This is a genomic window from Arthrobacter sp. P1_B4, assembly GCF_056406555.1.
The window spans coordinates 1-20,547 of record NZ_JBFTZW010000024.1 but is presented as its reverse complement, the minus strand read 5'-3'; the positions used below and the strand labels follow the sequence as shown (position 1 = coordinate 20,547).

Genomic DNA, 20,547 nt, shown 5'->3' with positions numbered 1-20,547 from the left:
GCGGCCATACAACCAGGAGGACCTTTGGCGGCCAGTTCACGCAGCGCACGCGAGGCGAAGCGGCGCGTCCAGCAGATGGAGGCCAGGCGCGGCCTGCGCCGGGACCAGGACAAGCGCCGCAAGCGCGACAACGTCTTCGCCATCAGCGCCGGCACGGCAGCAATTGGCCTCGCTTTGGTGCTTCAGCTGACCGCCTTCGCCTCAAACCCGACCGAAGAGGAATTCGCGGCCGCGCAGGAGGGTCTGAACAGCCCGTCGGCATCCGCCTCACCCACAGCGGCCCCGACGAACGGCGCGAACATCCCCAAGCCGGAGACCGCCGCGGGCAAGACGTTCACGGGCGAGCTCAAGCTGAACCGCGGCACGCTCGGCGTCGAACTCGACGGCACGAAGGCCCCCCAGGCCGCGGCGGTCTTCAAATCCCTTGCTGACCAAAAGTTCTACGACGGCGTCAGCTGCCACCGGCTGACCACGGCCGAGAACTTCGGCGTCCTCCAGTGCGGTTCCAAGGCCGGCGACGGCAGCAGCGACCCGAGCTACACCTGGGGCCCGCTGGAAAACACCCCGCAGGACAACAAGTATCCCGCCGGAACCATCGCAGTGGCCCGGACCGGCGGGAACGCCAACGGCAACGGCACCCAATTCTTCATTGTGTACAAGGACACCGTCATTCCAGCGGATGCCGCCGGGGGCTATACGGTGGTGGGCAAGGTGACCTCTGGACTCGACGTGGTGGGCGGTATTGCCGCCGCCGGACTGAAGCCCGGCGACAACGCCACCGACGGCGCACCTGTGGAACCAGTCACGATAGACTCGTTCTCACTGAAGTAACCAGCCGCGGCCCTCAAGGCCCTGGTCCCGGTATTTCCCTCCAAGCGAAAGACTTCTAGCGGTGACAGACAGTCAGAAATCCGACGAAACATTGGCAACAGCAGCTGCCAACGAAACCGAAACCGAGGCAACCCCCGCCGAGAGTGCAGGCACTGCCGTAGACTCCGACGGCGAGACTGCGGCACCCGAGGCACCAGCCGCGGCCGGCGAGGAACCCGCCGCAGCCGGCGAGGAACTTACCGAGGCATCCGAGCCCACTGTGCCCGCCGTTCCGGCGGAACCCGCCGAGCCGGCGGAGACGGCCGAGCCTGTTGACCAAGCCGAAGCCACCGCCGCCCCGGTTCCGACGCCGGGTCCCGCGCCGGCCGCGCGTCCCGCACCGAGCCCGGCAGCATTTGCCGGCCGGCCGAAGGCCAAGCCGTCTGCGGCCGCACCGGCTCCGGCCCCGGCGGCCGTGTCCTCCGCAGCCTCACTGGCCGAAGCGGCCCGCTGGGGCCGTGTTGAAGGCGACGGCCACGTCTTCCTGACCGTTGACGGCACGGAATACCCCGTAGGCCAGTACCCGGGGGTCAGCGAGGACGAGGCCCTGGGCTACTTCGCCCGGAAGTTCGAGGACGTGGTGGCCCAGATCGTCCTGCTGGAACAGCGGGTGAGTTCCAAGGCGCCCACCGCGGACATGCAGAAGACCGTCACGCACCTGCGCGAGCAGCTCGCCGAGCGGAACATGGTGGGCGACATCCGCTCCGCCGAGGCCCGGCTGGACGCTCTGGTGACACAGATCGGCGAGCTGGAAAAGGCTGAGAAGGCCGAGCACGACGCTGTCCGCGCCGCTGAGCTTGCCGCCCGCGAGGCGATCGTGGCCGAGGCCGAGGAAATTGCCGGCCACGATCCCGCGCAGATCCAGTGGAAGACCTCCAGCGCGCGGATGAACGAACTCTTCGAGAGCTGGAAGACCGCCCAGAAGAGCGGCGTCCGGCTCGGCCGCAGCAATGAGGACGCACTGTGGAAGCGGTTCCGCGCCGCCCGCACGGTGTTTGACCGGCACCGCCGCGCGTACTTCTCCCAGCTGGACAGCAACAATTCGGCGGCCAAGGCCGCAAAGGAGAAGCTCATCACCGAGGCCGAGGCCCTTTCGTCCTCGACCGACTGGGGTTTTGCCGCCGGCGAATACCGCCGCCTGATGGATGAGTGGAAAGCCTCTCCCCGCGCCAGCCGCAAGGACGACGACGCGCTGTGGGCCCGCTTCCGCGCCGCACAGGACGTCTTCTTCACCAACCGCCAGGCAGCCAACGACGAGATCGACCAGGAATACGGTGCGAACCTGGTGGTAAAGGAAGCGCTCCTGGTGGAAGCCAACGAGCTCCTGCCGATCAAGGATCTCGCGGCAGCCAAGAAGGCACTGCAGTCCATCCGGGACCGCTGGGAAGAAGCCGGCAAGGTGCCGCGTGCCGACATGGGCCGCATCGAAGCCGGCCTGCGGAAGGTGGAGGACGCTGTCCGCCACGCCGAGGACGAAAACTGGAAGCGCTCCAACCCGGAGACGAAGGCGCGCACCAACAGCGCCCTCACCCAGCTCGAGGCCGCCATTGCCGGCCTCAAGGAAGATCTGGCCAAGGCGGAGAAGGCCGGCGACGAGCGCAAGATCAAGGCCGCCCGGGAAGCCCTAGAGGCACGCCAGGCCTGGCTGGAGCAGCTCGAGCGCTCAGCGAGCGAACTCTCCTAGGCACGCGGCACCTCCGTACGAAGTACACCAGCAGGTCAGTCCAGGCCCCGTTTCGGTTATCCACATGACCGGCACGGGGCCTGTTCTATGTCCGGGGAACCGGGAACGATGGCGGAATGGTAATCATGCCCCGCGCTCCCACCGCTCCGCCGGTTCCGGGCCGGCACGCCCTGGTGCCGGGACCTCCGGTGCCAGGGACTCCAAGTCCAGGTGCGGGGCCGGAACATTGCGAGCTCTACTCCCCCGGCGCGCTGTTCTCCTGGCCGGAGCTGCAGGCCATGGCCGCCGACGGCGTGCTGACGCAGCTGTATCAGCGCGGCTACCTGCCGCCCGGGTCCCACGCCAGTCCGCAGCTTCGCGCGCGGGCCGCGTCCCTGGTGGTGGCCCCGGCGATCCGGCAGCGGGTCGTGGCGGGCCGGATGACCGCGGCATGGATCTATGGGTGTGCCACGGAGCCGGACCGCCTGGCGCTGCTGGTTGACGCCAACCGGCGGATCTMCAGTCTGCGGTCCGTGCGCGGCTGCACCTTCCACGAAGTTCGCCTGGGGCCGTTCGACGTCGTGAGCATGGGAGGCCTGATGGTGTCCAGCCCGCTGCGCACGGCCGTGGACGTCGCGATGCACGTGGACGCGGAGCGGGCCGTGCCGGCCCTCAGGGCGCTGTTGGCTCGTCCCGGGCTGGGCGTCCGCCTGCGGCTGCTCAGGCTCGCCGTGGAGGCGAGTCCGCGCGTTCCGCATAAGCGGGCGGCCCTGGCGAAGCTCGCCGCCCTCACGGCAGAGCCGGCGGCGCCAGATTGATCCCGGGCAGTAAGCGGTGGACCGCGGCCTGAACTGCCGGGTCAGCTGCGGCGGCGGTTTCCGGTGGTGCGGTACACGTCGAAGACGCCGTCGATCCTGCGGACCGCGCTGAGCACGTGGCTGAGGTACTTCGGGTCGCCCATCTCGAAGGCAAACTTGGAGATTGCCACCCGGTCAGTGGACGTGTGCACGCTAGCCGCCAGGATGTTGACGTGGTTTTCCGAGAGCACCCGGGTGACGTCGGAGAGCAACGATTTGCGGTCCAGCGCCTCGACCTGGATTTCCACCAGGAACACGCTGGACTGTGTGGGGGCCCAGTCCACCTCCACGATCCTGTCCGGCTGGTCCATCAGGCCGCTCACGTTGGTGCAGTCGGTCCGGTGCACGGAGACCCCGGAGCCACGCGTGACGAAGCCCAGGATCGGATCCGGCGGGACCGGCGTGCAGCACCGGGCGAGCTTGACCCAGACGTCGTCCACGCCGCGGACAACGACGCCGGAATCGGAGAACCGGGCCTTGCTGACCTGGGTGGGGATGGAGACCTCGGTGAGGGCATCGTCCGGGTGCTCGTTCCCGCCCAGGCTCTCCACCAGGCGTTCCATCACGGACTGGGCGGAGGTGTGGCCGTCGCCCACGCCAGCGTAGAGCCCGGAGATGTCAGCGTATTTGAAGTCCTCGGCGATCGCCGCGAGGGCGTCGTGGGTCATGAGCCGCTGCAGCGGGAGGTTTTGCTTCCGCATCGCTTTGGTCAGCAGGTCCTTGCCGCGGTCAATCGCTTCCTCGCGGCGTTCCTTGCTGAACCATTGCCTGATCTTGTTCCGGGCCCGGGCACTCTTGACGAAGTGCTGCCAGTCCTGGCTGGGGCCGGCTCCTTCGGCCTTCGAGGTGAAGATCTCGACCCAGTCGCCGTGGTTCAGTTCGCTGTTGAGCGGAACGAGCTTGCCGTTGACGCGTGCGCCGATAGTCCGGTGGCCCACCTCGGTGTGCACGGCGTACGCGAAGTCGACGGGTGTGGACCCGGCGGGGAGGGCCATGACCTCGCCCTTGGGGGTGAAGACGAACACTTCCCGGGCGTTGATTTCAAAGCGGAGGGAGTCGAGGAATTCGCCGGGGTCCGACGTTTCCTGCTGCCAGTCCACGAGGGAACGCAGCCAGCCCATGTCGCCGTCGCGCGGGCTGCCGGGGCCGGCCGCCGTCCGGTTCGGCTGGTCCTTGTACTTCCAGTGCGCGGCGACGCCGTACTCGGCCCGGCGGTGCATCTCGTGGGTGCGGATCTGGATTTCGACCGGCTTGCCGCCGGGACCGATCACCGTGGTGTGCAGCGACTGGTACATGTTGAACTTGGGCATCGCGATGTAGTCCTTGAACCGCCCGGGCAGGGGGTTCCAGCGCGAGTGCATCGCGCCCAGGGCCGCGTAACAGTCCCGGACAGAATCGACCAGAACGCGCACGCCCATGAGGTCGTTGATGTCGTCGAAGTCTTTGTCGCGGACGATCATCTTCTGATAAATCGAGTAGTAGTGCTTTGGCCGCCCGGTGATCGTGGCCTTGATCTTCGCGGCCCTGAGGTCCTCGGTGATCTGGTTGCGGATGACCCCCAGGTTCTTTTCGCGTTCCGGGGTCCGGTCCCCCACCATACGCACGATTTCCTCGTACACCTTCGGATAGAGGGCAGCGAAGGACAGGTCCTCCAGCTCCCACTTGATCGTGTTCATGCCAAGCCGGTGGGCCAGCGGCGCGAAGATTTCCAGCGTTTCCCGGGCCTTGCGGGCCGAGGACTCAGCCGAGACAAAACGCCACGTGCGGGCATTGTGGAGCCGGTCGGCGAGTTTGATCATCAGGACGCGGATGTCCTTGGCCATGGCGACGACCATTTTGCGCACGGTCTCGGACTGGGCCGCCTCACCGAAGCTGACCTTGTCCAGCTTCGTGACGCCGTCCACCAGCATGGCCACTTCCGGACCGAACTCGGTCTTCAGGTCGGCGAGGGTGTAGGACGTGTCTTCGACGGTGTCATGCAGCAGGGCCGCGGCCAGCGTGGTGCCGCTGAGGCCGAGTTCGGCGAGGATGGTGGCCACTGCGACGGGGTGGGTGATGTACGGGTCGCCGCTCTTGCGCTTCTGGCCCCGGTGGCAGCGCTCGGCGACCACGAAGGCGCGCTGGATGAGATCGAAATCCTCTTTGGGGTTGTTGGCGCGCACAGTGCGCAGCAACGGCTCCAAAATCGGCGAGTAGGCCGGAGTACCACGGCCCGTCAGCCGGGCAAGGCGGGACCTCGTGCGCTCGCGCCGGCCGGGAAAAGTGGGCCGGGCACCGGAGTTGTCCACCGGCACGGGAACATCGGGGCGTCCGGGAACCACCAGGCCAGTCTGTGAACCCTGGCCTTGGCCCTTGTCCGCAGGTGCCTCCGGCACCGGCGTCGAACGTTCTTCCAATGGAGCACCTCTCGCGACCGGTTAATTATTCAAGTGTATTCCCGCAGCAGGATACTTCGATAACCGGCGGGGATACGGCGACGGGCCGGAGGCCGTCGAAAACGACGGTCTCCGGCCCATTTGTGGCCGCGTGGGACGGTTCAGGCGGTGGCGGGCGAAGCCGGCGACTCGGCTTTGGCTGCCGCGTCAACACGCCTCTGTTCCACCCGTTTGGCCTGCTTGACCAGGTCGGGTTCGCCCTGCCGCAGCGCGGCGTACAGCGGAGCCGCGATGAAGATCGTGGCGGCAGTACCCACCAGGATGCCCACGAACAGCGCCAGGGACAGGTCCCGCAGGGTTCCGGCACCGAGCAGCCCGGCACCGATGAAGAGGATCGCGCCGACCGGCAGGATAGCCACCACCATGGTGTTAATGGACCGGACCAGGGTCTGGTTGATGGCGAGGTTGACCTCTTCGGCGAAGGTCCGCCGGGTGGAGGCCTGCATGTCGGAGGTGTTCTCCCGGATCTTGTCGAACACCACCACGGTGTCGTACAGCGAGTAGCTGAGCACCGTGAGGAAGCCGATGATGGCCGACGGCGTCACTTCGAAGTCGCTGAGGCCGTAAACACCGGCGGTCACGAACATCGTGACGGCCATGCCGACAAGTGCCGAGAGCGACATCTTCCAGGTCCGGAAGTAGAGCGCCATCAGGACGGCGGCCAGGCCCACAAAGATTGCCAGGCCCATCAGCGCCTGCTTCGTGACGTCCGCACCCCAGGTGGGGCCGACGAAGGTCGAGGTAACTTCGTTATCCGTCACGCCGTAGGCCTTGGTGAGGCCTTCCTTGATCTGCAGCGTCTCGTCGTCGGAGAGCTTGTCCGTCTGGATGCGCATGGTGGTGCCGGCGACGTTAGCCACGCGCGGCACGGACCCCGCCACGACGTCCTTGACGGCCTTCTCGCCGAGGGAGGCCTCGGTGGTCTTGACGTTGGAGACCGTGAACTCGGAGCCGCCGCGGAACTCGATGCCGAGGTTGAACCCACCCTTGGCGACCGGGATCAGGATGGAGAGGGCGACGGCGATCCCGGCGATCAGGAACCACAGCTTCCTGTAGCCGACGAAGTCGTACGAGCGCTTGCCCGTGTACAGCTCATTGCCGAATGTTGAGAAGTTGACCATTTACTTGCCCTCCTTGGACGCGCTCTTGGAGGTACCGGCGAGCTGTGCCTGTTGTGCCTGATCCTGCTTTTCGGCGAGGCGGCGTTCTGCAATGGTCATCCGGCGTTCTGCCTCGGCGGCGGCGCCGGTGTTCTTCGCGCGCACCACTGCCACGGGCTTGTCCTCCGGGGTACGGACCCGGCCGGCACCGCGGTACAGCGGGACGGCGCCGAGGCGCTTCGGGTCCAGGCCCGAGAACCGGTGGCCTTCGCCGAAGAACTTGGTGCGGGCCAGCAGCTGCAGGGTGGGGTGGGTGAACATGAAGACGACAATGAGGTCGGCGATCGCGGTGAGGCCGAGGGTGAACGCGAAGCCGCGGACGTTGCCCACTGCCACGAAGAACAGCACGACGGCCGCGAGAAGGTTCACGGCCTTGGACGCGAGAATGGTGCGCTTGGCCCGCTTCCAGCCGTTTTCGACGGCCGAGACCAGGCCGCGGCCTTCGCGGAGCTCATCGCGGATGCGTTCGAAGTAGACGATGAACGAGTCGGCTGTCTGGCCGATGGCCACGATCAGGCCCGCGACGCCGGCGAGCGAAAGCCGGTAGTTTTCGGTCCAGCCGAGGATGGCGATGGCCAGGAACGTCAGCACCCCGGCGATCACGAGGGAGGCCACGGTCACGAGGCCAAGGGCCCGGTACTGGAACAGCGAGTAGACAAACACCAACAGGAGGCCGATCACGCCGGCGAGCATACCCATGCGAAGCTGCTCACCGCCGAGGGTTGCCGAGATCTGCTGTTCGCTCTGGATTTCGAAGCTGATCGGCAGGGCACCGAAACGGAGCTGGTCGGAGAGGGCCTTGGCCGACTCCTCGGTGAATCCACCGGTGATCTGCGGCCGGCCGTCGGTGATGACGGCGAGGGAGCGCGGGGCGGAGATGACCTGGTCGTCCAGGACGATCGCGAACTGGGATTTCGGATCCGAGCCGGTCTGGCCGCCGCCGGCGGCGTAGAACTGGTACAGGCGCTCGGTGATTTCCTTGAACTTGGTGGTGCCCGCGTCATCGAACTGGATGTTGACGGCCCATTCATTGGTCACGRCACCCTGTGCGCCGCGCTGCAGCTGGAAAGAGGAGGACTTGATGTTCGAGCCCTTCACCTCCACCGGACCGAGGATGTACTTGATGGCCGGCGAGTTGGCCGAGGCCGGCTCGCAGGTCACCAGCGGCTTGGTCGGGTCGGAGCGCTGCTGCTTGTCCTGGGAGGGGTTGTCGCAGTCGAGGGCCTCGAACTGCTTGTAGACCTCGGGGGTAATCCAGTTCTCGTCGCTGCTGTTGGCGGGCGCGGCTGTCGGCTTCGGCAGCTGGGCATCCGGGGTCCTGGAGGCGGCGGGGACTGCTGCGCCGGGGCCGGTCTGGATGACCGGGCGGAAGTTCATGTCGGCGGAAGCCTGGATCAGCGCACGGGTTTCCTTGGCAGGGGTTCCTGGGAGGCTGACGACGACGTTGCGGCCGGACTGCGTGCTAATTTCCGCTTCCGCGACGCCCGAGCCGTCCACGCGCTGGCGAATGATCGCCACGGCCTGGTTGAGCTGGTCTTCGGTGATACCCGAACCGCCCTCAACCTTGGGCGCCAGGATCATCTGGGTGCCACCTTCAAGGTCCAGTGCGAGCTTTGGAGCCCAGCCCGCCTGGCCGGCCATCGTGCCGCCCGCCAGTACAGCCGTCATGGCGGCGATGATTACGCCAAGCCAGACCAGCATCCTGATGGCTGAGTTTTTGGGGCCAGTTCGTGCCATTGTCGATCTTTCTATTATTTACGGCGGATCCGCCGGCGCGGGCTCTGGGCCCCGCCGACGGATACCCGCAACCGTTGCTTCGCGGGATAGCTCAGGTAGGCAGACTAGCTGTCTTTTTTGCCTTCATCGTTGAGGCGGCGCAGGGTTTCCTCGGGCGTTTCGGTGCGCGGCGCATCGTGGACGGGGGCGCTGGCGTCGGTCCCCTCAGCACCCAGCTTCTCGGTGGTCAGCGAGGACGCGTCGTCGGGAACGACCGTGGGCTCCTCGGCGGCGACAACCGGCTCCACAATTTTGGTGACGGCCTGGCGGTGCACGGTGGCGGTGTTCCCCGGGGAGAGCTCCAGCGTGACCTTGTTCTCGGCCTCATCGATGTCGATGATCCGGCCAAACAACCCGAAGCTCGTCATGACCTCGACGCCGGGGCCGAACTTCGACTGGAGCTGCGCCTGCTGCTGCTGCGTTTTCTTGTTGCGGCGGAACATCATGAAGACGAACACGCCAAGCATCACGAACAGGAGAATTGTCATTAGATCCAAGGGGAAAGTTCCGTTCTTTACTTGCATAGCTGTTTTTCAGCAACGTCCGTTTGTTCCTGACGGCGCGGGCAGGGGTCTGCGCAGCAAACTGGCAGCGAGACCGTCCCCCAGACCGCCGGCGGCTACCTGCTCTCCGCCCACGGAAACAAAACCCGGACGTGCCGAGCGTCATACCAGTCTAAAGGGAAAAGCTGAAAGAACGGTGCTAGCGGCTGTTTCGGATCCACTGAGGATCGGTTTCTTCGCCGGGATCCCCGCCGGACCCGCCGATCGGGCTCTCGCCCAGCTCGTCGGCCTGGAACAGTTCCAGCGGGTCCTGGCCGAAGGCACCGGCCGGAATGGCGAAGCCCAGGTGTGTCCATGCCGGCGCCAGGGCTATCCTGCCGCGCGGCGTCCGGCCCAGGAGTCCTTCACGCACCAGATAGGGCTCGGCGACCGTTTCCACGGTCTCCGTTTCCTCGCCGACGGCGATCGCGAGCGTGGACAGGCCTACCGGCCCGCCGCCGAACTTGGTGATGAGGGCCTCGAGAACGGCACGGTCCAGCCGGTCCAGGCCCCGCTTGTCCACCTCGTACATGTCCAGGGCCGCGGAGGCCGCCCGCGAGTCGATTTGCTCGATGCCATGCACGAGCGCCCAGTCCCGGACGCGGCGCAGGAGCCGGTTGGCGATGCGTGGCGTGCCCCGGGACCGGCCGGCAATCTCGCTGAACCCGGCGGAGTTGACCTTCAGGTCCAGCAGGCCGGCGGAGCGGCGCAGGACCAGTTCCAGCTCCTCAACGGAGTAAAACTCGAGGTGGCCGGTGAAACCGAACCGGTCCCGCAGCGGGCCGGGAAGGAGGCCGGCCCGCGTGGTGGCGCCGACCAGGGTGAAGGGCGGCAGCTCCAGCGGAATGGCCGTGGCGCCGGCGCCCTTGCCGACGACGATATCGACGCGGAAATCTTCCATCGCCATGTACAGCATTTCCTCGGCCGGCCGGGACATGCGGTGGATTTCATCCAGGAACAGGACCTCGCCCTCCGAGAGCGAGGACAGGATGGCCGCAAGGTCGCCCGCGTGCTGGATGGCCGGGCCGCTGCTGATCCGCAGCGGGACGTTCATTTCGGCGGCGATGATCATGGACAGCGTGGTCTTGCCCAGGCCGGGAGGGCCCGAGAGCAGCACGTGGTCCGCGCTGCGCCCACGCATGCGCGAGGCCTCCAACACGAGGGAGAGCTGCTTGCGGACCCGGTGCTGGCCCACGAAGTCGTGCAGGTTCTTGGGCCGCAGGGCGGCTTCGATGACCCGCTCCTCCGGTTCCTCTCCCCCGGCGACGATCGACGGCTCAGCCACGCGCGCCTACCCGGTTCCCGGCGCGGGCGCCGTCCTGGCCCAGCCAGCGCAGCGTCGCGCGGAGAATCTCCGCTACATTGCCGTTCGCCGCGAGGTCCGGGGAATCGGCCAGGGACTTGTCGATGCTGGCCGTGGCATCCTTTTCGGACCAGCCCAGGCTGGTCATCGCGGCCACCACCTGCGGCTTCCAGACGGATTCCGCGGACACGGCCGCGACAGGCGCGCCGGCGGTGCCGTGCGGCACAAGCTTGCCGGCGAGTTCGAGCACGATCCGGCCAGCCACCTTCGGTCCGATGCCGGGGACCTTCGTGAAGGCCTTGCCGTCGCCGGAGTGGGCGGCCACCCGGATGGCTTCGGGCTCGTGGACGGCCAGCACCGCCAGGGCGAGGCGGGGACCGACGCCGCTGACGCTGAGGAGCACATCAAACACCTCGCGTTCGTCATCGCTGGCGAAGCCGAACAGGGTCAGCGAGTCTTCCCGCACGATCAGGGACGTGAACAGCTTTCCCTCCTCACCCACCCGAAGGCCGCTGAGGGTCTGGGGTGTGGCGTTGACGCTCATGCCGGCGCCGTTGAGGTCGATCACGGCGGAGGACAGGCCAACATGCGCAACGGTTCCGCGAAGAAAACTGATCAAGGCCGGGCTCCTGGTCTAACTGGCGTCTACAACTGGGTGATGAAAGAACGTACAGCCGGGCACGCCGACTATCCGAACATATCTACGAATACCCTACCAAGCCCCGCTGCGTCACAGCCGGACATTCAGCGCGCACGGCGCGCTTTTGCCTCCGCGTCCGCCCACGCCCGCTGCGCCGGAGTGAGGGACTGGCTGCCCGGCCCAGTCGTCACTGCATCCTTGGTGGAAGTGCCGCCGCCGGACCGCCAAGCGTGGGTGATGGCCAACGCAAGGGCGTCGGCGGCGTCGGCCGGGCGCGGAGGCGCGTTCAGCCGGAGGATCTTGGTCACCAGCTTGGTGACCGCATCCTTGTTCGAGGTCCCGCTTCCCGTCACGGCTGCCTTGACCTCGGACGGGGTGTGCAGCGCCACCGGGATGCCACGGCGCGCGGCGGCCGCAATGACCACCCCGGAGGCCTGCGCCACCCCCATGACCGTGCTGACGTTGAGCTGGGAAAAGACCCGCTCCACGGCGAGCACCTGGGGTTCGTAGCGGTCCAGCCACTCGTCGATGGACGTGGCGATGACCAGCAGCCGCTGGTCCAGGCTCTCCTCGGGAGAGGTGCCCACAACGCCGAAGGCCACCAAAGTGGCCCGCCGGTTCCGCTCGACGTCGACAACGCCGATCCCGCAACGGGTGAGGCCCGGGTCAACCCCCAACACGCGCAGCGTCACGGTTGGGCCGTCAAGACCGGGCCCCAAAGTCACGTTTGGGTGAGCGGGTCACTCGGCTTCCAGTGCGGCCTGCACGTCGTCGCTGAGGTCGGCGTTGCTGTACACGTTCTGGACGTCGTCGAGCTCTTCCAGGGCGTCCACCAGCTTCATGAACTTCTTGGCGGCATCAAGGTCCAGCGGCACCTGCATGGACGGCACAAACTCGGCCTCGTCGGTGTCGTACTCAATTCCGGCTTCCGTGAGGGCATCGCGAATGGCCTGGAGGTCGGTCGGCTCGGAGTGGATCTCGAAGCTGTCGCCGTTGTCCTTGACTTCCTCGGCCCCGGCATCAAGCACGGCCATCAGGACGTCGTCCTCGGTCAGGCCGTTCTTCGGCAGCGAGACGACGCCCTTGCGGGAGAAGAGGTAGCTGACGGAGCCGGGATCGGCGATCGTGCCGCCGTTGCGGGAGATGGCGAGCCGGACCTCGGAGGCGGCACGGTTCTTGTTGTCCGTTAGGCACTCGATCAGCAGCGCGGAACCCTGCGGGCCGCGGCACTCGTACATGATTTCGGTGTAATCGACGACCTCGCCGGTGAGCCCGGCGCCGCGCTTGATGGCGCGGTCGATATTGTCAGCGGGCACCGACGTCTTTTTCGCCTTGGTGACGGCCAGTTCCAGGCTGGGGTTGCCGGAGAGGTCGGGGCCGCCCATGCGCGCGGCGACTTCGATGTTCTTGATCAGCTTGGCGAACGACTTGGCCCGGCGGCTGTCAAGGATGGCCTTCTTATGCTTGGTCGTCGCCCATTTGGAGTGGCCTGACATGCTTTACGCTTCTCCTCTGATCATTCGAATAAACAGTTCATGCACGCGCTTCTCCCCCGTCACTTCCGGGTGGAAGGAGGTGGCCAGCAGCTTGCCGGAACGCACTGCAACAATTCTAGCCGTCCCGTCCAGTACAGCGGCATGCGAGGCATGCTCCGGGTCCGCGGGTTCCGCCTGCGCCAGGACCTCCACCCCTGGACCCACGCGCTCCACCCATGGGCCTCGGATGAACACGGCATGGACGGGAGCCACGCCGGAGCCGGTGTCGCTGAACCCGAGCCCCCTGAAGTCCAGGTCCGTCTCGAAGGACTCGCGCTGCCGGCCGAAGGCGTTGCGGCGCACGGTGATGTCGAGTCCGCCGAACGTCTGCTGCGGGTTTCCGGCGAGGTCCTTCGCCGGGTCCGCGATCTCGTCCGCCAGCAGGATCATCCCGGCGCACGAGCCGTAGACGGGCAGGCCGGCCTGGATGCGTTCGCGCAGCGGACCCCGGAGCCCGAAGATCCGGGATAGCTTGTCGATCGTGGTCGATTCGCCGCCGGGGATGATGAGCCCGTCCAGGCCGTCGAGTTCGGCGGGACGCCGGATCCCGACGCCGGCGGCACCGGCGGCTTCCACGGCATGCAGATGCTCCCGGAAATCGCCCTGCAGCGCCAGGACGCCGATCCGGAGCCCCGTTCCCACGCGGGATTCAAGGGAAATAGAGGGGGTGGTCATCCCCACAGCATAATGCTCTGCGCGGCACGGTACGCATGGAAGACGCATGCAGCGGCCGCGGGCGTCCGGGTTCCATGCCGCTGCTGGGATATATTACAGAGCATGCTTTACTTCAGCGTTCCGCTCGGCAAGTTCGTCCGCCGGGTCTCCCGGCTCAGGGGCGGAGGCTCGGCCCTCCCCGGGCTTGTGGTCGAAAAAATCGACCCCGATTTCATGCGGCGGACGCTGTCCACGCTGCCGCTGGGGGTCGCCGTCGTCAGTGGCACGAACGGGAAGACCACCACCACAAAGATGGTCGTGGAACTGCTCGAGAGCCAGGGATTGAAAGTCTTCACCAACCGCACCGGCAGCAACTTCACCCGGGGCGTGGCCGCGGCCCTCCTGGGCGAGGTCGACTGGCGGGGCCGGCTCGATGCCGACGTCGCGGTCCTGGAACTGGATGAGGCGCATGCCGTCCACTTCGTCAACAAGGTCCCGCCGCGGTACAGCCTCCTGCTCAACGTCCTCCGCGACCAGCTGGACCGGTTCGGCGAGATCGACAAGACCGCCGAACTGCTCCAGCACATCGCGTCCAAGACCACCGGGACCGTGGTCCTGAACCGGGAAGACCCGCGCGTCGCCCGGATCGCCCAGACCCTGGACGAGCCGGAGGTGCTCTACTTCGGCCTCGACGATTCCCTGCTGAGCACCTTCCCCAACGACGACGACATGCGCGCCGCCCCGGGCAGCCCGGTGCCGGCCGCCCCCGCCCGGCCCGCCGCCGACGTCGTGTTGCGCCGCGTGGGCGCCGACGATGCCGATTTCGAGTATGACGGCGCGACGGTCACCACGGGGATGAAACTGCGCGGCGTCTACAACATCTTCAATGCCGCCGCCGCGCTGACCCTGGCCCGCGGCGTCTCCGGCGCCCGCGGCACCGGGACCGACCAGGCCGGCCTGCTCACGGCGCTGTCCAAGGTGGCGCCGGCGTTCGGCCGCGGCGAAAGCCTCGTGGTCGATGGCCTGCCGCTGGAACTGGTCCTGGTCAAGAACCCCAGCGGTTTCCGGCTCGGCCTCAAGTCGTTCCCCGCCGCCGGGTACGCCACGATGATCGCGATCAACGACAGCTACGCAGACGGCCGGGACATGTCCTGGCTGTGGGACGTCGAATTCGACACGCTCCGCGACAGCGGCGTGGACCAGCTCACGGGCTCGCGCGCGTATGACATGGCGCTGCGGCTGCAGTACGACGACGTCGCGATCGGCGCCGTCGACACGGAGATTGCGCCGGCACTGGCAGCCTTCATCCGCGGCGGCGAAGGCAAGCCGAAGAGGATCTTCTGCACCTACACGGCCATGCTGGCCATCCGCCGCGAGCTGTCCAAAATCACCACAGTGGAGGTGGTCTCATGACCCCCGGTTCCCCCGAAACCCCGCACGAGCTGTCCTTTGGGCACGAACTTCCGCCCGAAGATTCCGCGGCTCCCAGCAAGGGAACCATCCGGGTCCTGCAGCTCTACCCGCGGGACATGAACATTTACGGCGACTGGGGCAACGCCCTGGTCCTCGCGCAGCGCCTGCGCTGGCACGGCTACACGCCGGAACTGCTCGAGTACAACGTTGGTGACCCGTTCCCTGCGGACGTGGACCTGATCGTCGGTGGCGGCGGACAGGACAGCGGACAGCTCGTCATCCAGGACGACCTCCTCTCGCGCGAGTCCACCCTGAAGCAGATGGCCGACGACGGCACCCCGATGCTCGTGATCTGCGGGCTGTACCAGCTGTTCGGAAAATTCTTCAAGACCCGGCTCGGGTCCGTCCTTCCGGGCATCGGCATCCTGGACGTGGAAACCCACGGCACCGACGAGCGCCTGATCGGCAACGTCGCGGTCTCCTCCCCCGAATTCGGCAGCATCCTCGGCTACGAAAACCACAGCGGCCAGACCACTCTGGGACCGGGTGTCGAACCGCTCGGGACGACGGCCAAAGGCACCGGCAACAACAGCACGGATGGCCAGGAGGGAGCCCGCTACCGCAACATCGTGGCGAGCTACCTGCACGGCTCGCTGCTGCCCAAGAACCCGGCTCTCGCGGATTTCCTGATCCGGACCGCCGTCGAACGTAAATACGGCAGCTTCACCCCGGGCACGCCGGATGACTCCTACGCGGTGCTGGCGCGGGAACACGCCGCCCGCCGGCCACGCTGACTTAGGTGGCAGGCGCCGAGGGCGGCACGGTCCGGATTGGGCGCGACACCCCGGAGCGCGAGGACGTCCTGCAGCTCCTTGACGAACACCTCGCCGACATGTACGCGACCTCCCCGCCGGAAAGCGTCCACGCCCTTGATCCCGCCGCGCTGGCCGGATCCGGCATCAGCTTCTGGACCGCCCGGCAGGACTCACGGCTCCTGGGCTGCGCGGCGCTGAAACACCTGGCTCCCGGCGACGCCGAGATCAAGTCGATGCGCACCGCGAATGCAGCCCGCGGGCGCGGCGTTGCGTCGGCGCTGCTCCGCCACCTCCTGGCCGAGGCCCGGCACAGCGGCTACGAACGCTTGTTCCTGGAGACGGGGAGCCAGGAGTTCTTCGTTCCCGCGCGGCGGCTGTACGAGCGGCACGGCTTCACGGACTGCCCGCCATTTGCCGGCTACGAAGCCGACCCCAACAGCGTCTTCATGTCCCTGCTCCTGGACGCCGGGTAGCTGCCGGGCAGCTTTCCATGGACCCCGCCTGCCCTTATCGGCTCCGGACGAAGGCCAGGACGTCGCGCGGCACCCGCCTGCTCGATCCTGCCCGGATATGGCCCCATCGCTCGTAGACGATCAGGGTGCAGTCTGGAATCAATTGCGCGGTCTCCTCCGCAACCGCCCTCGGGAAGAACGCGTCCCGGCCGCCGCAGAGCAGCAGGACGGGCGGACGAATGAGCGGCAGTACCGCCCGCGCATCGAATGCGAACTCGGCCCGCGCCTCCGTCAGGACGTCCGCGGCGGGGCATCCGGAGGGGTCCAGCACGCGGCGGCCGACGACAGGTCCCAGCAGTTCCCGCAGCCACCGGGTCCGCGGACCCGGTAAGAGGTACTCGGCCAGGACCGTCCCGGCGCGGCCTGGGTCTCCGGCAGCAACGGCGGCGGCCATCCGCTCGTCCACGTCCTTGCCCCACGCGCTCAGTTCGGCCGCCGTGACCACCATCGCGATGTGCCCGAAGGACTGGGGATGGCGGGCGGCCAGATACTGCCCGATCATCCCGCCGAATGACTCGGCCACCACCACCCCGACCCGGCCGCCGAACTCCTCGGCGATCAGCCGGGCGTAGTCGTCCGCCATGTCGGCGCTGGTGTGCGACGCCGGCATGTTCCGCCGGCGGGTGACAATCCAGATCGCGTACCCGGCCTCCTGATAGGCGGCAAACTCCCGCCGGAACAGTCCGCGCAGCACCCCCTGGGGCACGAAGCTCCCCGGTCCGCCCTGGACGAACAAGAGCGTCTTCGGGCCCCCGCCCCACGTCAGGTATTCCATCCCATTGCTGAACGTCCCGCTCCTGGATTCCCGATCCCGCCGGTTTGCCCGGGCCATGATGCCGCCGGCCTACGGTGTTATCTGCGTCGTCGGCTTCGGCGTCGGCAGCGGCTGCGGCTGCCGGAGAAGCTCCGCGAACTCCGCCGGCCGGGATGCCGGCCACCAGTGGCCGCTGTCCACCCGGATCACCGTGAGGTCATCCACCCAGGAATCCAGTCCGTCCACGAGGTCCGGCGACAGGAAGGAATCCCTCAGCGGCACCACCACCTGGACGGGCAGCGTCACGCGGCCGCCGGCCGGCCAGTTCACCGCCGAGAAGAAATTTGCGCGGTAAAGGGCCAGGCCGCGGATGGGATCATCGCCGACGTCGCGCTTGGCCGTCTGCCCATAGCGTTTCGTGAGGAAGAGGCGCCAGGCGGCCTCCGGCAACTTCGGCACAAGGAAGGCGGCGATGTACCAGCTGCGGGCCAATTGTCCGGCCAGCTGCGGCCACGCCCGGGGACGTGCATACCGGCTCCGCACCCAGCGTGCGAAGTGCCGCAGGTCCGGGCCCGAGATGGACGTGTACCGGCCGATCAGGACCGCGGCCCTGGGGTCCTGGACGGCGGCCCAGCCCTGGATTGAGCCCCAGTCATGGCCCACAAGATGGACATCCACGGCTCCGACGGCGGCCAGCACGGCAAACATGTCATCCACGAGCGTCTTCAGGGTGAAGTCCCCGGGGAGGCCCATGACGGCGGACGCGCCCGCGTTCCGGGTGTCGTAAGCGACCACGTGGTGGCTTCGGGCCAGATCACGGATGGCCGGCAGGAAGACCTGATGATCGTCCGGATAGCCGTGTACCAGCAGCAGCGTCGGCACTTCGGGTCCCGGCTCCCTGCCATACTCGAACACGGCAAGCTCGGCCCCGCTGGACGCGACGGTGCTCCGCCGTTCGTTGATCATCTCCATGCCGCCCAAGCTTAGGGCCCCGGGGTGAGAATAAGCTCATGGGCGCCCGCCGCCGCGGCGCCCATCGACTCCAGCACGGCCGTGGTGCGCCGGCGCGTGGCCGCGTCCGCCGCCGTTCCGGCGCAACGGCCCTGCGGCGCGTCGGCCGCCACCGAACACCAGCGGTAGGGTCCGCGGACCATCACCGACGGCGCCCAGGCCAGGTCCGAGGCGGCCCAGGACCCGGCCGCGTCCTGGCTGAACTGCACCCGGACCAACAGGCCCTCGTTGTTGACCACGAACGACGGCGAGAGCTCGGTGATGCCGTTGCCGAGCCCGTACACAATCCAGGTTCCCTTGTACTTCTCGATCGGCAGCACCGACACTCCCACCGGAGGGCGGAACAGCCAAGGACAGGCCCAAGCCTATCTGCATGAGGCGGCGAAACATCATCGATAGGCAATATGCCCAACCAGGGCGCAGCTTTAAAGCCTTCGGCGGCAGGATTGCTCCAAAAGCGACTGGCACGGATGGTCCGGCACCAGGTCACGGCCCGGGTGATTTTCGCTTGCCCGATCTGCGGGACAACTCTTGCAAAGAGCCCAAAAACTCCAGGCCCGCCGCCTTCGAGACTGCCCTAGTGCATTTTTCCGACGCCGGTATAGGCAAAGCCATGGGCTTCCACCTCCCGCGCGCGATAGACATTGCGCAGGTCGACGAGAACCGGGCTCTTCATGACGGATTTCAGGCGCTCGAGATCGAGTGCGCGAAATTCGTTCCATTCGGTGACGAGAACCGCGACATCGGCGCCTTCGGCGGCCTGATAGGGGCCGTCGGCGAATTCGATAGCCATCAGCTGCCGGGCGTTTTCCATGCCTTCCGGATCGTAGCCGGAAACGATCGCGCCGGCATCCTGCAGGGTCTGGACGACGGCGATCGCCGGGCTGTCGCGCATGTCGTCGGTGTTCGGCTTGAAGGTCAGCCCGAAGACGGCGACCTTCTTGCCGCGCACATCGCCGCCGGCAGCCGCGATCACCTTTCGGCCCATGGCGCGCTTGCGGGTATCGTTGACGGCGATGGTGGTTTCGATCAGTCGGACCGGGCTTTCATAATCCTGGGCGGTCTTGGCGAGCGCCAGCGTGTCCTTCGGGAAGCAGGAGCCGCCGTAGCCGGGGCCGGCATGCAGGAATTTCGAGCCGATGCGGCCGTCGAGACCGATGCCGCGTGAAACGTCCTGGACGTCGGCGCCGACGCGCTCGCAGAGATCGGCCATTTCGTTGATGAAGGTGATCTTCATCGCCAGGAAGGCATTGGCGGCATATTTGATCAGCTCGGAGGTCCGGCGGCTGGTGAAGAGGAGCGGCGACTGGTTGAGATAGAGCGGGCGATAGACTTCCGTCATCACTCCGCGGGCGCGTTCGTCGGAAAGGCCGACGACGATGCGGTCAGGGCGCTTGAAGTCCTCGATCGCAGCACCTTCGCGCAGGAATTCGGGGTTGGAGACGACGGCGAAATCCGCGTCCGGATTGGTTTCGCGGATGATCCGCTCCACCTCGTCGCCGGTGCCGACCGGAACGGTCGACTTGGTGACGATGACGGTGAAGCCGGTCAACGCCTCGGCGATTTCGCGTGCTGCGGCATGGACATAGCCGAGATCGGCATGGCCGTCGCCGCGGCGCGACGGCGTGCCGACCGCGATGAAGACGACATCCGCGTCGGCCACGGCGGGGCCGAGTTCCGTGGTGAAGGAAAGGCGACGGGATTTGACGTTCGATTCGACCAGCGCCTCGAGGCCCGGCTCGAAGATCGGGATGACGCCTTGTTTCAGCGCCTCGATCTTTTAGGCAGCCTTGTCGACGCAGATCACGTCATGTCCGAAATCCGCAAAGCAGGCACCCGACACGAGGCCGACATAACCCGATCCAACCATCACAATACGCATCAATGATCCTCATCTTTATCCGGCAATCTCACGCGCAGCGGTTTCCTAAGCGCATCCGAAAGGGAATGCAACGCGTCGGATTGGTTGCCTGCGGCGCTTTGGTCAGGCGTTACCCGAGCCGGCCTGAGTGGCCAACGTTACGGGGTAATGACAATAGGATTGCGGCTACGGCTTTCCAGGGCGCGATCCCCAGGCAATGAAATCGGGATTGGCGAAATCCATCATGTCCGCGCGGCCGGTCTTGCCATAGGTAAGCGGTGCCCCGTCGAGCGTGACCGTGCTGCCGCCAGCGGCACGGAGCACGGCGTCTCCGGCGGCCGTGTCCCATTCCATGGTTCGGCCGAAGCGGGGATAGAGATCGGCCACACCCTCCGCGAGCAGGCAGAATTTCAGCGAGGAACCAATGCTGCGGATATCGGCGGCGCCTGATTTTTCGAGGAAGGCCTCCGTCTCGGCGGAATTATGCGAGCGGCTCGCAACGCAGATCGGGCGGGCCTCGACGGGCCTTGCGACGACCGGCGCCCGGCTCGTCACCGCGAATTTGTCGTCGATCACAAGTTTTTCCGCCCGTCCACCGCCGCCGAGATAAGCGACCTTGAGGGCGGGCGCATAAACGACACCGAGGATCGGCATACCGTTCTCGATCAGGGCGATGTTGACCGTAAAATCCTCGCGATCGTTGATGAACTCCTTGGTGCCGTCGAGCGGATCGACCAGGATGAAGG

At 66.8% G+C, this 20,547-nt stretch carries 18 protein-coding genes and 2 pseudogenes; 6 read left to right on the top strand and 14 right to left on the bottom strand.

The genetic code is table 11. The features are described 5' to 3' along the window. Positions 1 to 24 precede the first annotated feature (24 nt). From AC1D1W_RS10700 to AC1D1W_RS10690, 3 genes are all read left to right on the top strand, one after another. The gene (locus tag AC1D1W_RS10700; RefSeq protein ID WP_476943650.1) at positions 25 to 831 is read left to right on the top strand and encodes a peptidylprolyl isomerase; all 807 of its coding nucleotides are present in this window, start codon (positions 25 to 27) and stop codon (positions 829 to 831) included. Positions 832 to 892: 61 nt separating this feature from the next. After that, complete coding sequence (locus AC1D1W_RS10695) at positions 893 to 2,554, top strand: DUF349 domain-containing protein (protein ID WP_476943649.1); 1,662 nt, start codon at positions 893 to 895, stop codon at positions 2,552 to 2,554. Positions 2,555 to 2,670: 116 nt separating this feature from the next. Next, positions 2,671 to 3,351: a hypothetical protein gene (locus AC1D1W_RS10690; RefSeq protein ID WP_476943648.1), complete on the top strand. Its 681-nt coding sequence runs from the start codon at positions 2,671 to 2,673 to the stop codon at positions 3,349 to 3,351. Between the two features lie 41 nt (positions 3,352 to 3,392). On the opposite strand, the gene AC1D1W_RS10685 is transcribed toward AC1D1W_RS10690, so the two are convergent. The 9 genes from AC1D1W_RS10685 to pdxT form a co-directional block, all read right to left on the bottom strand. Beyond that, positions 3,393 to 5,711 (bottom strand): RelA/SpoT family protein, encoded by a 2,319-nt coding sequence (locus AC1D1W_RS10685; RefSeq protein WP_439954080.1) that lies wholly within the window; start codon positions 5,709 to 5,711, stop codon positions 3,393 to 3,395. Between the two features lie 215 nt (positions 5,712 to 5,926). Next, positions 5,927 to 6,946, bottom strand: coding sequence for a protein translocase subunit SecF (secF, locus tag AC1D1W_RS10680; RefSeq protein WP_028277691.1), 1,020 nt, complete (start codon positions 6,944 to 6,946; stop codon positions 5,927 to 5,929). Then, a complete protein-coding gene (secD, locus tag AC1D1W_RS10675) occupies positions 6,947 to 8,722 on the bottom strand; it encodes a protein translocase subunit SecD (protein ID WP_476943647.1) in 1,776 nt (591 codons plus the stop codon). It lies immediately after the preceding gene. A 104-nt stretch (positions 8,723 to 8,826) separates the two neighbouring features. Next, entirely contained in the window at positions 8,827 to 9,249 is a 423-nt protein-coding gene (gene yajC / locus AC1D1W_RS10670; RefSeq protein ID WP_028277693.1) for a preprotein translocase subunit YajC, read from the bottom strand. A gap of 214 nt (positions 9,250 to 9,463) precedes the next feature. Further along, positions 9,464 to 10,588 carry a Holliday junction branch migration DNA helicase RuvB gene (ruvB, locus tag AC1D1W_RS10665; protein ID WP_476943646.1) on the bottom strand — a complete coding sequence of 375 codons (1,125 nt, stop codon included), beginning with the start codon at positions 10,586 to 10,588 and terminating at the stop codon, positions 9,464 to 9,466. Continuing rightward, positions 10,581 to 11,225 carry a Holliday junction branch migration protein RuvA gene (gene ruvA / locus AC1D1W_RS10660; protein ID WP_018773177.1) on the bottom strand — a complete coding sequence of 215 codons (645 nt, stop codon included), beginning with the start codon at positions 11,223 to 11,225 and terminating at the stop codon, positions 10,581 to 10,583. Before ruvA ends, ruvB begins: the two co-directional genes overlap by 8 nt. Positions 11,226 to 11,350: 125 nt before the next feature. Continuing rightward, positions 11,351 to 11,938 (bottom strand): crossover junction endodeoxyribonuclease RuvC, encoded by a 588-nt coding sequence (gene ruvC, locus AC1D1W_RS10655; protein ID WP_476943645.1) that lies wholly within the window; start codon positions 11,936 to 11,938, stop codon positions 11,351 to 11,353. Between the two features lie 48 nt (positions 11,939 to 11,986). Beyond that, positions 11,987 to 12,742, bottom strand: a complete 756-nt coding sequence (locus tag AC1D1W_RS10650) for a YebC/PmpR family DNA-binding transcriptional regulator (protein ID WP_476943644.1) — start codon at positions 12,740 to 12,742, stop codon at positions 11,987 to 11,989. Positions 12,743 to 12,745: 3 nt separating this feature from the next. Next, positions 12,746 to 13,456, bottom strand: a complete 711-nt coding sequence (pdxT, locus tag AC1D1W_RS10645) for a pyridoxal 5'-phosphate synthase glutaminase subunit PdxT (protein ID WP_476943643.1) — start codon at positions 13,454 to 13,456, stop codon at positions 12,746 to 12,748. Between the two features lie 102 nt (positions 13,457 to 13,558). On the opposite strand from pdxT, the gene AC1D1W_RS10640 reads away from it, so the two are divergent. Genes AC1D1W_RS10640 through AC1D1W_RS10630 form a run of 3 tightly spaced genes read left to right on the top strand, consistent with a single transcriptional unit; the run spans position 13,559 to position 16,136 of the window. Continuing rightward, on the top strand, positions 13,559 to 14,848 hold the full coding sequence (locus tag AC1D1W_RS10640) for a MurT ligase domain-containing protein (RefSeq protein ID WP_476943642.1): 1,290 nt from the start codon (positions 13,559 to 13,561) through the stop codon (positions 14,846 to 14,848). Next, positions 14,845 to 15,642 (top strand): type 1 glutamine amidotransferase, encoded by a 798-nt coding sequence (locus tag AC1D1W_RS10635; RefSeq protein WP_459384953.1) that lies wholly within the window; start codon positions 14,845 to 14,847, stop codon positions 15,640 to 15,642. Before AC1D1W_RS10640 ends, AC1D1W_RS10635 begins: the two co-directional genes overlap by 4 nt. 5 nt (positions 15,643 to 15,647) lie before the next feature. Next, the gene (locus tag AC1D1W_RS10630) at positions 15,648 to 16,136 is read left to right on the top strand and encodes a GNAT family N-acetyltransferase (protein WP_476943641.1); all 489 of its coding nucleotides are present in this window, start codon (positions 15,648 to 15,650) and stop codon (positions 16,134 to 16,136) included. Between the two features lie 34 nt (positions 16,137 to 16,170). On the opposite strand, the gene AC1D1W_RS10625 is transcribed toward AC1D1W_RS10630, so the two are convergent. From AC1D1W_RS10625 to AC1D1W_RS10605, 5 genes and pseudogenes are all read right to left on the bottom strand, one after another. Further along, positions 16,171 to 16,950 carry an alpha/beta fold hydrolase gene (locus tag AC1D1W_RS10625; RefSeq protein ID WP_476943640.1) on the bottom strand — a complete coding sequence of 260 codons (780 nt, stop codon included), beginning with the start codon at positions 16,948 to 16,950 and terminating at the stop codon, positions 16,171 to 16,173. Positions 16,951 to 17,019: 69 nt separating this feature from the next. Further along, positions 17,020 to 17,901 (bottom strand): alpha/beta fold hydrolase, encoded by an 882-nt coding sequence (locus AC1D1W_RS10620; protein WP_476943639.1) that lies wholly within the window; start codon positions 17,899 to 17,901, stop codon positions 17,020 to 17,022. Between the two features lie 11 nt (positions 17,902 to 17,912). After that, a pseudogene (locus AC1D1W_RS10615) lies at positions 17,913 to 18,263 on the bottom strand (CapA family protein); the annotation flags it as partial. A 254-nt stretch (positions 18,264 to 18,517) separates the two neighbouring features. Beyond that, positions 18,518 to 19,810: pseudogene (locus tag AC1D1W_RS10610) on the bottom strand (UDP-glucose dehydrogenase family protein). A 177-nt stretch (positions 19,811 to 19,987) separates the two neighbouring features. Continuing rightward, positions 19,988 to 20,547: 3'(2'),5'-bisphosphate nucleotidase CysQ family protein (locus AC1D1W_RS10605; protein ID WP_476943638.1), on the bottom strand; the 560-nt coding region annotated here is incomplete at its 5' end.

Excerpts from the sequence above, each read along its gene's own strand:
- AC1D1W_RS10625 (WP_476943640.1), bottom strand. The coding sequence starts at position 16,950 with ATGGAATACCTGACGTGGGGCGGGGGCCCGAAGACGCTCTTGTTCGTC.
- pdxT (WP_476943643.1), bottom strand. The coding sequence starts at position 13,456 with ATGACCACCCCCTCTATTTCCCTTGAATCCCGCGTGGGAACGGGGCTC.
- secF (WP_028277691.1), bottom strand. The coding sequence starts at position 6,946 with ATGGTCAACTTCTCAACATTCGGCAATGAGCTGTACACGGGCAAGCGC.
- AC1D1W_RS10640 (WP_476943642.1), top strand. The coding sequence starts at position 13,559 with ATGCTTTACTTCAGCGTTCCGCTCGGCAAGTTCGTCCGCCGGGTCTCC.
- AC1D1W_RS10635 (WP_459384953.1), top strand. The coding sequence starts at position 14,845 with ATGACCCCCGGTTCCCCCGAAACCCCGCACGAGCTGTCCTTTGGGCAC.
- yajC (WP_028277693.1), bottom strand. The coding sequence starts at position 9,249 with ATGACAATTCTCCTGTTCGTGATGCTTGGCGTGTTCGTCTTCATGATG.
- AC1D1W_RS10650 (WP_476943644.1), bottom strand. The coding sequence starts at position 12,742 with ATGTCAGGCCACTCCAAATGGGCGACGACCAAGCATAAGAAGGCCATC.
- AC1D1W_RS10620 (WP_476943639.1), bottom strand. The coding sequence starts at position 17,901 with ATGGAGATGATCAACGAACGGCGGAGCACCGTCGCGTCCAGCGGGGCC.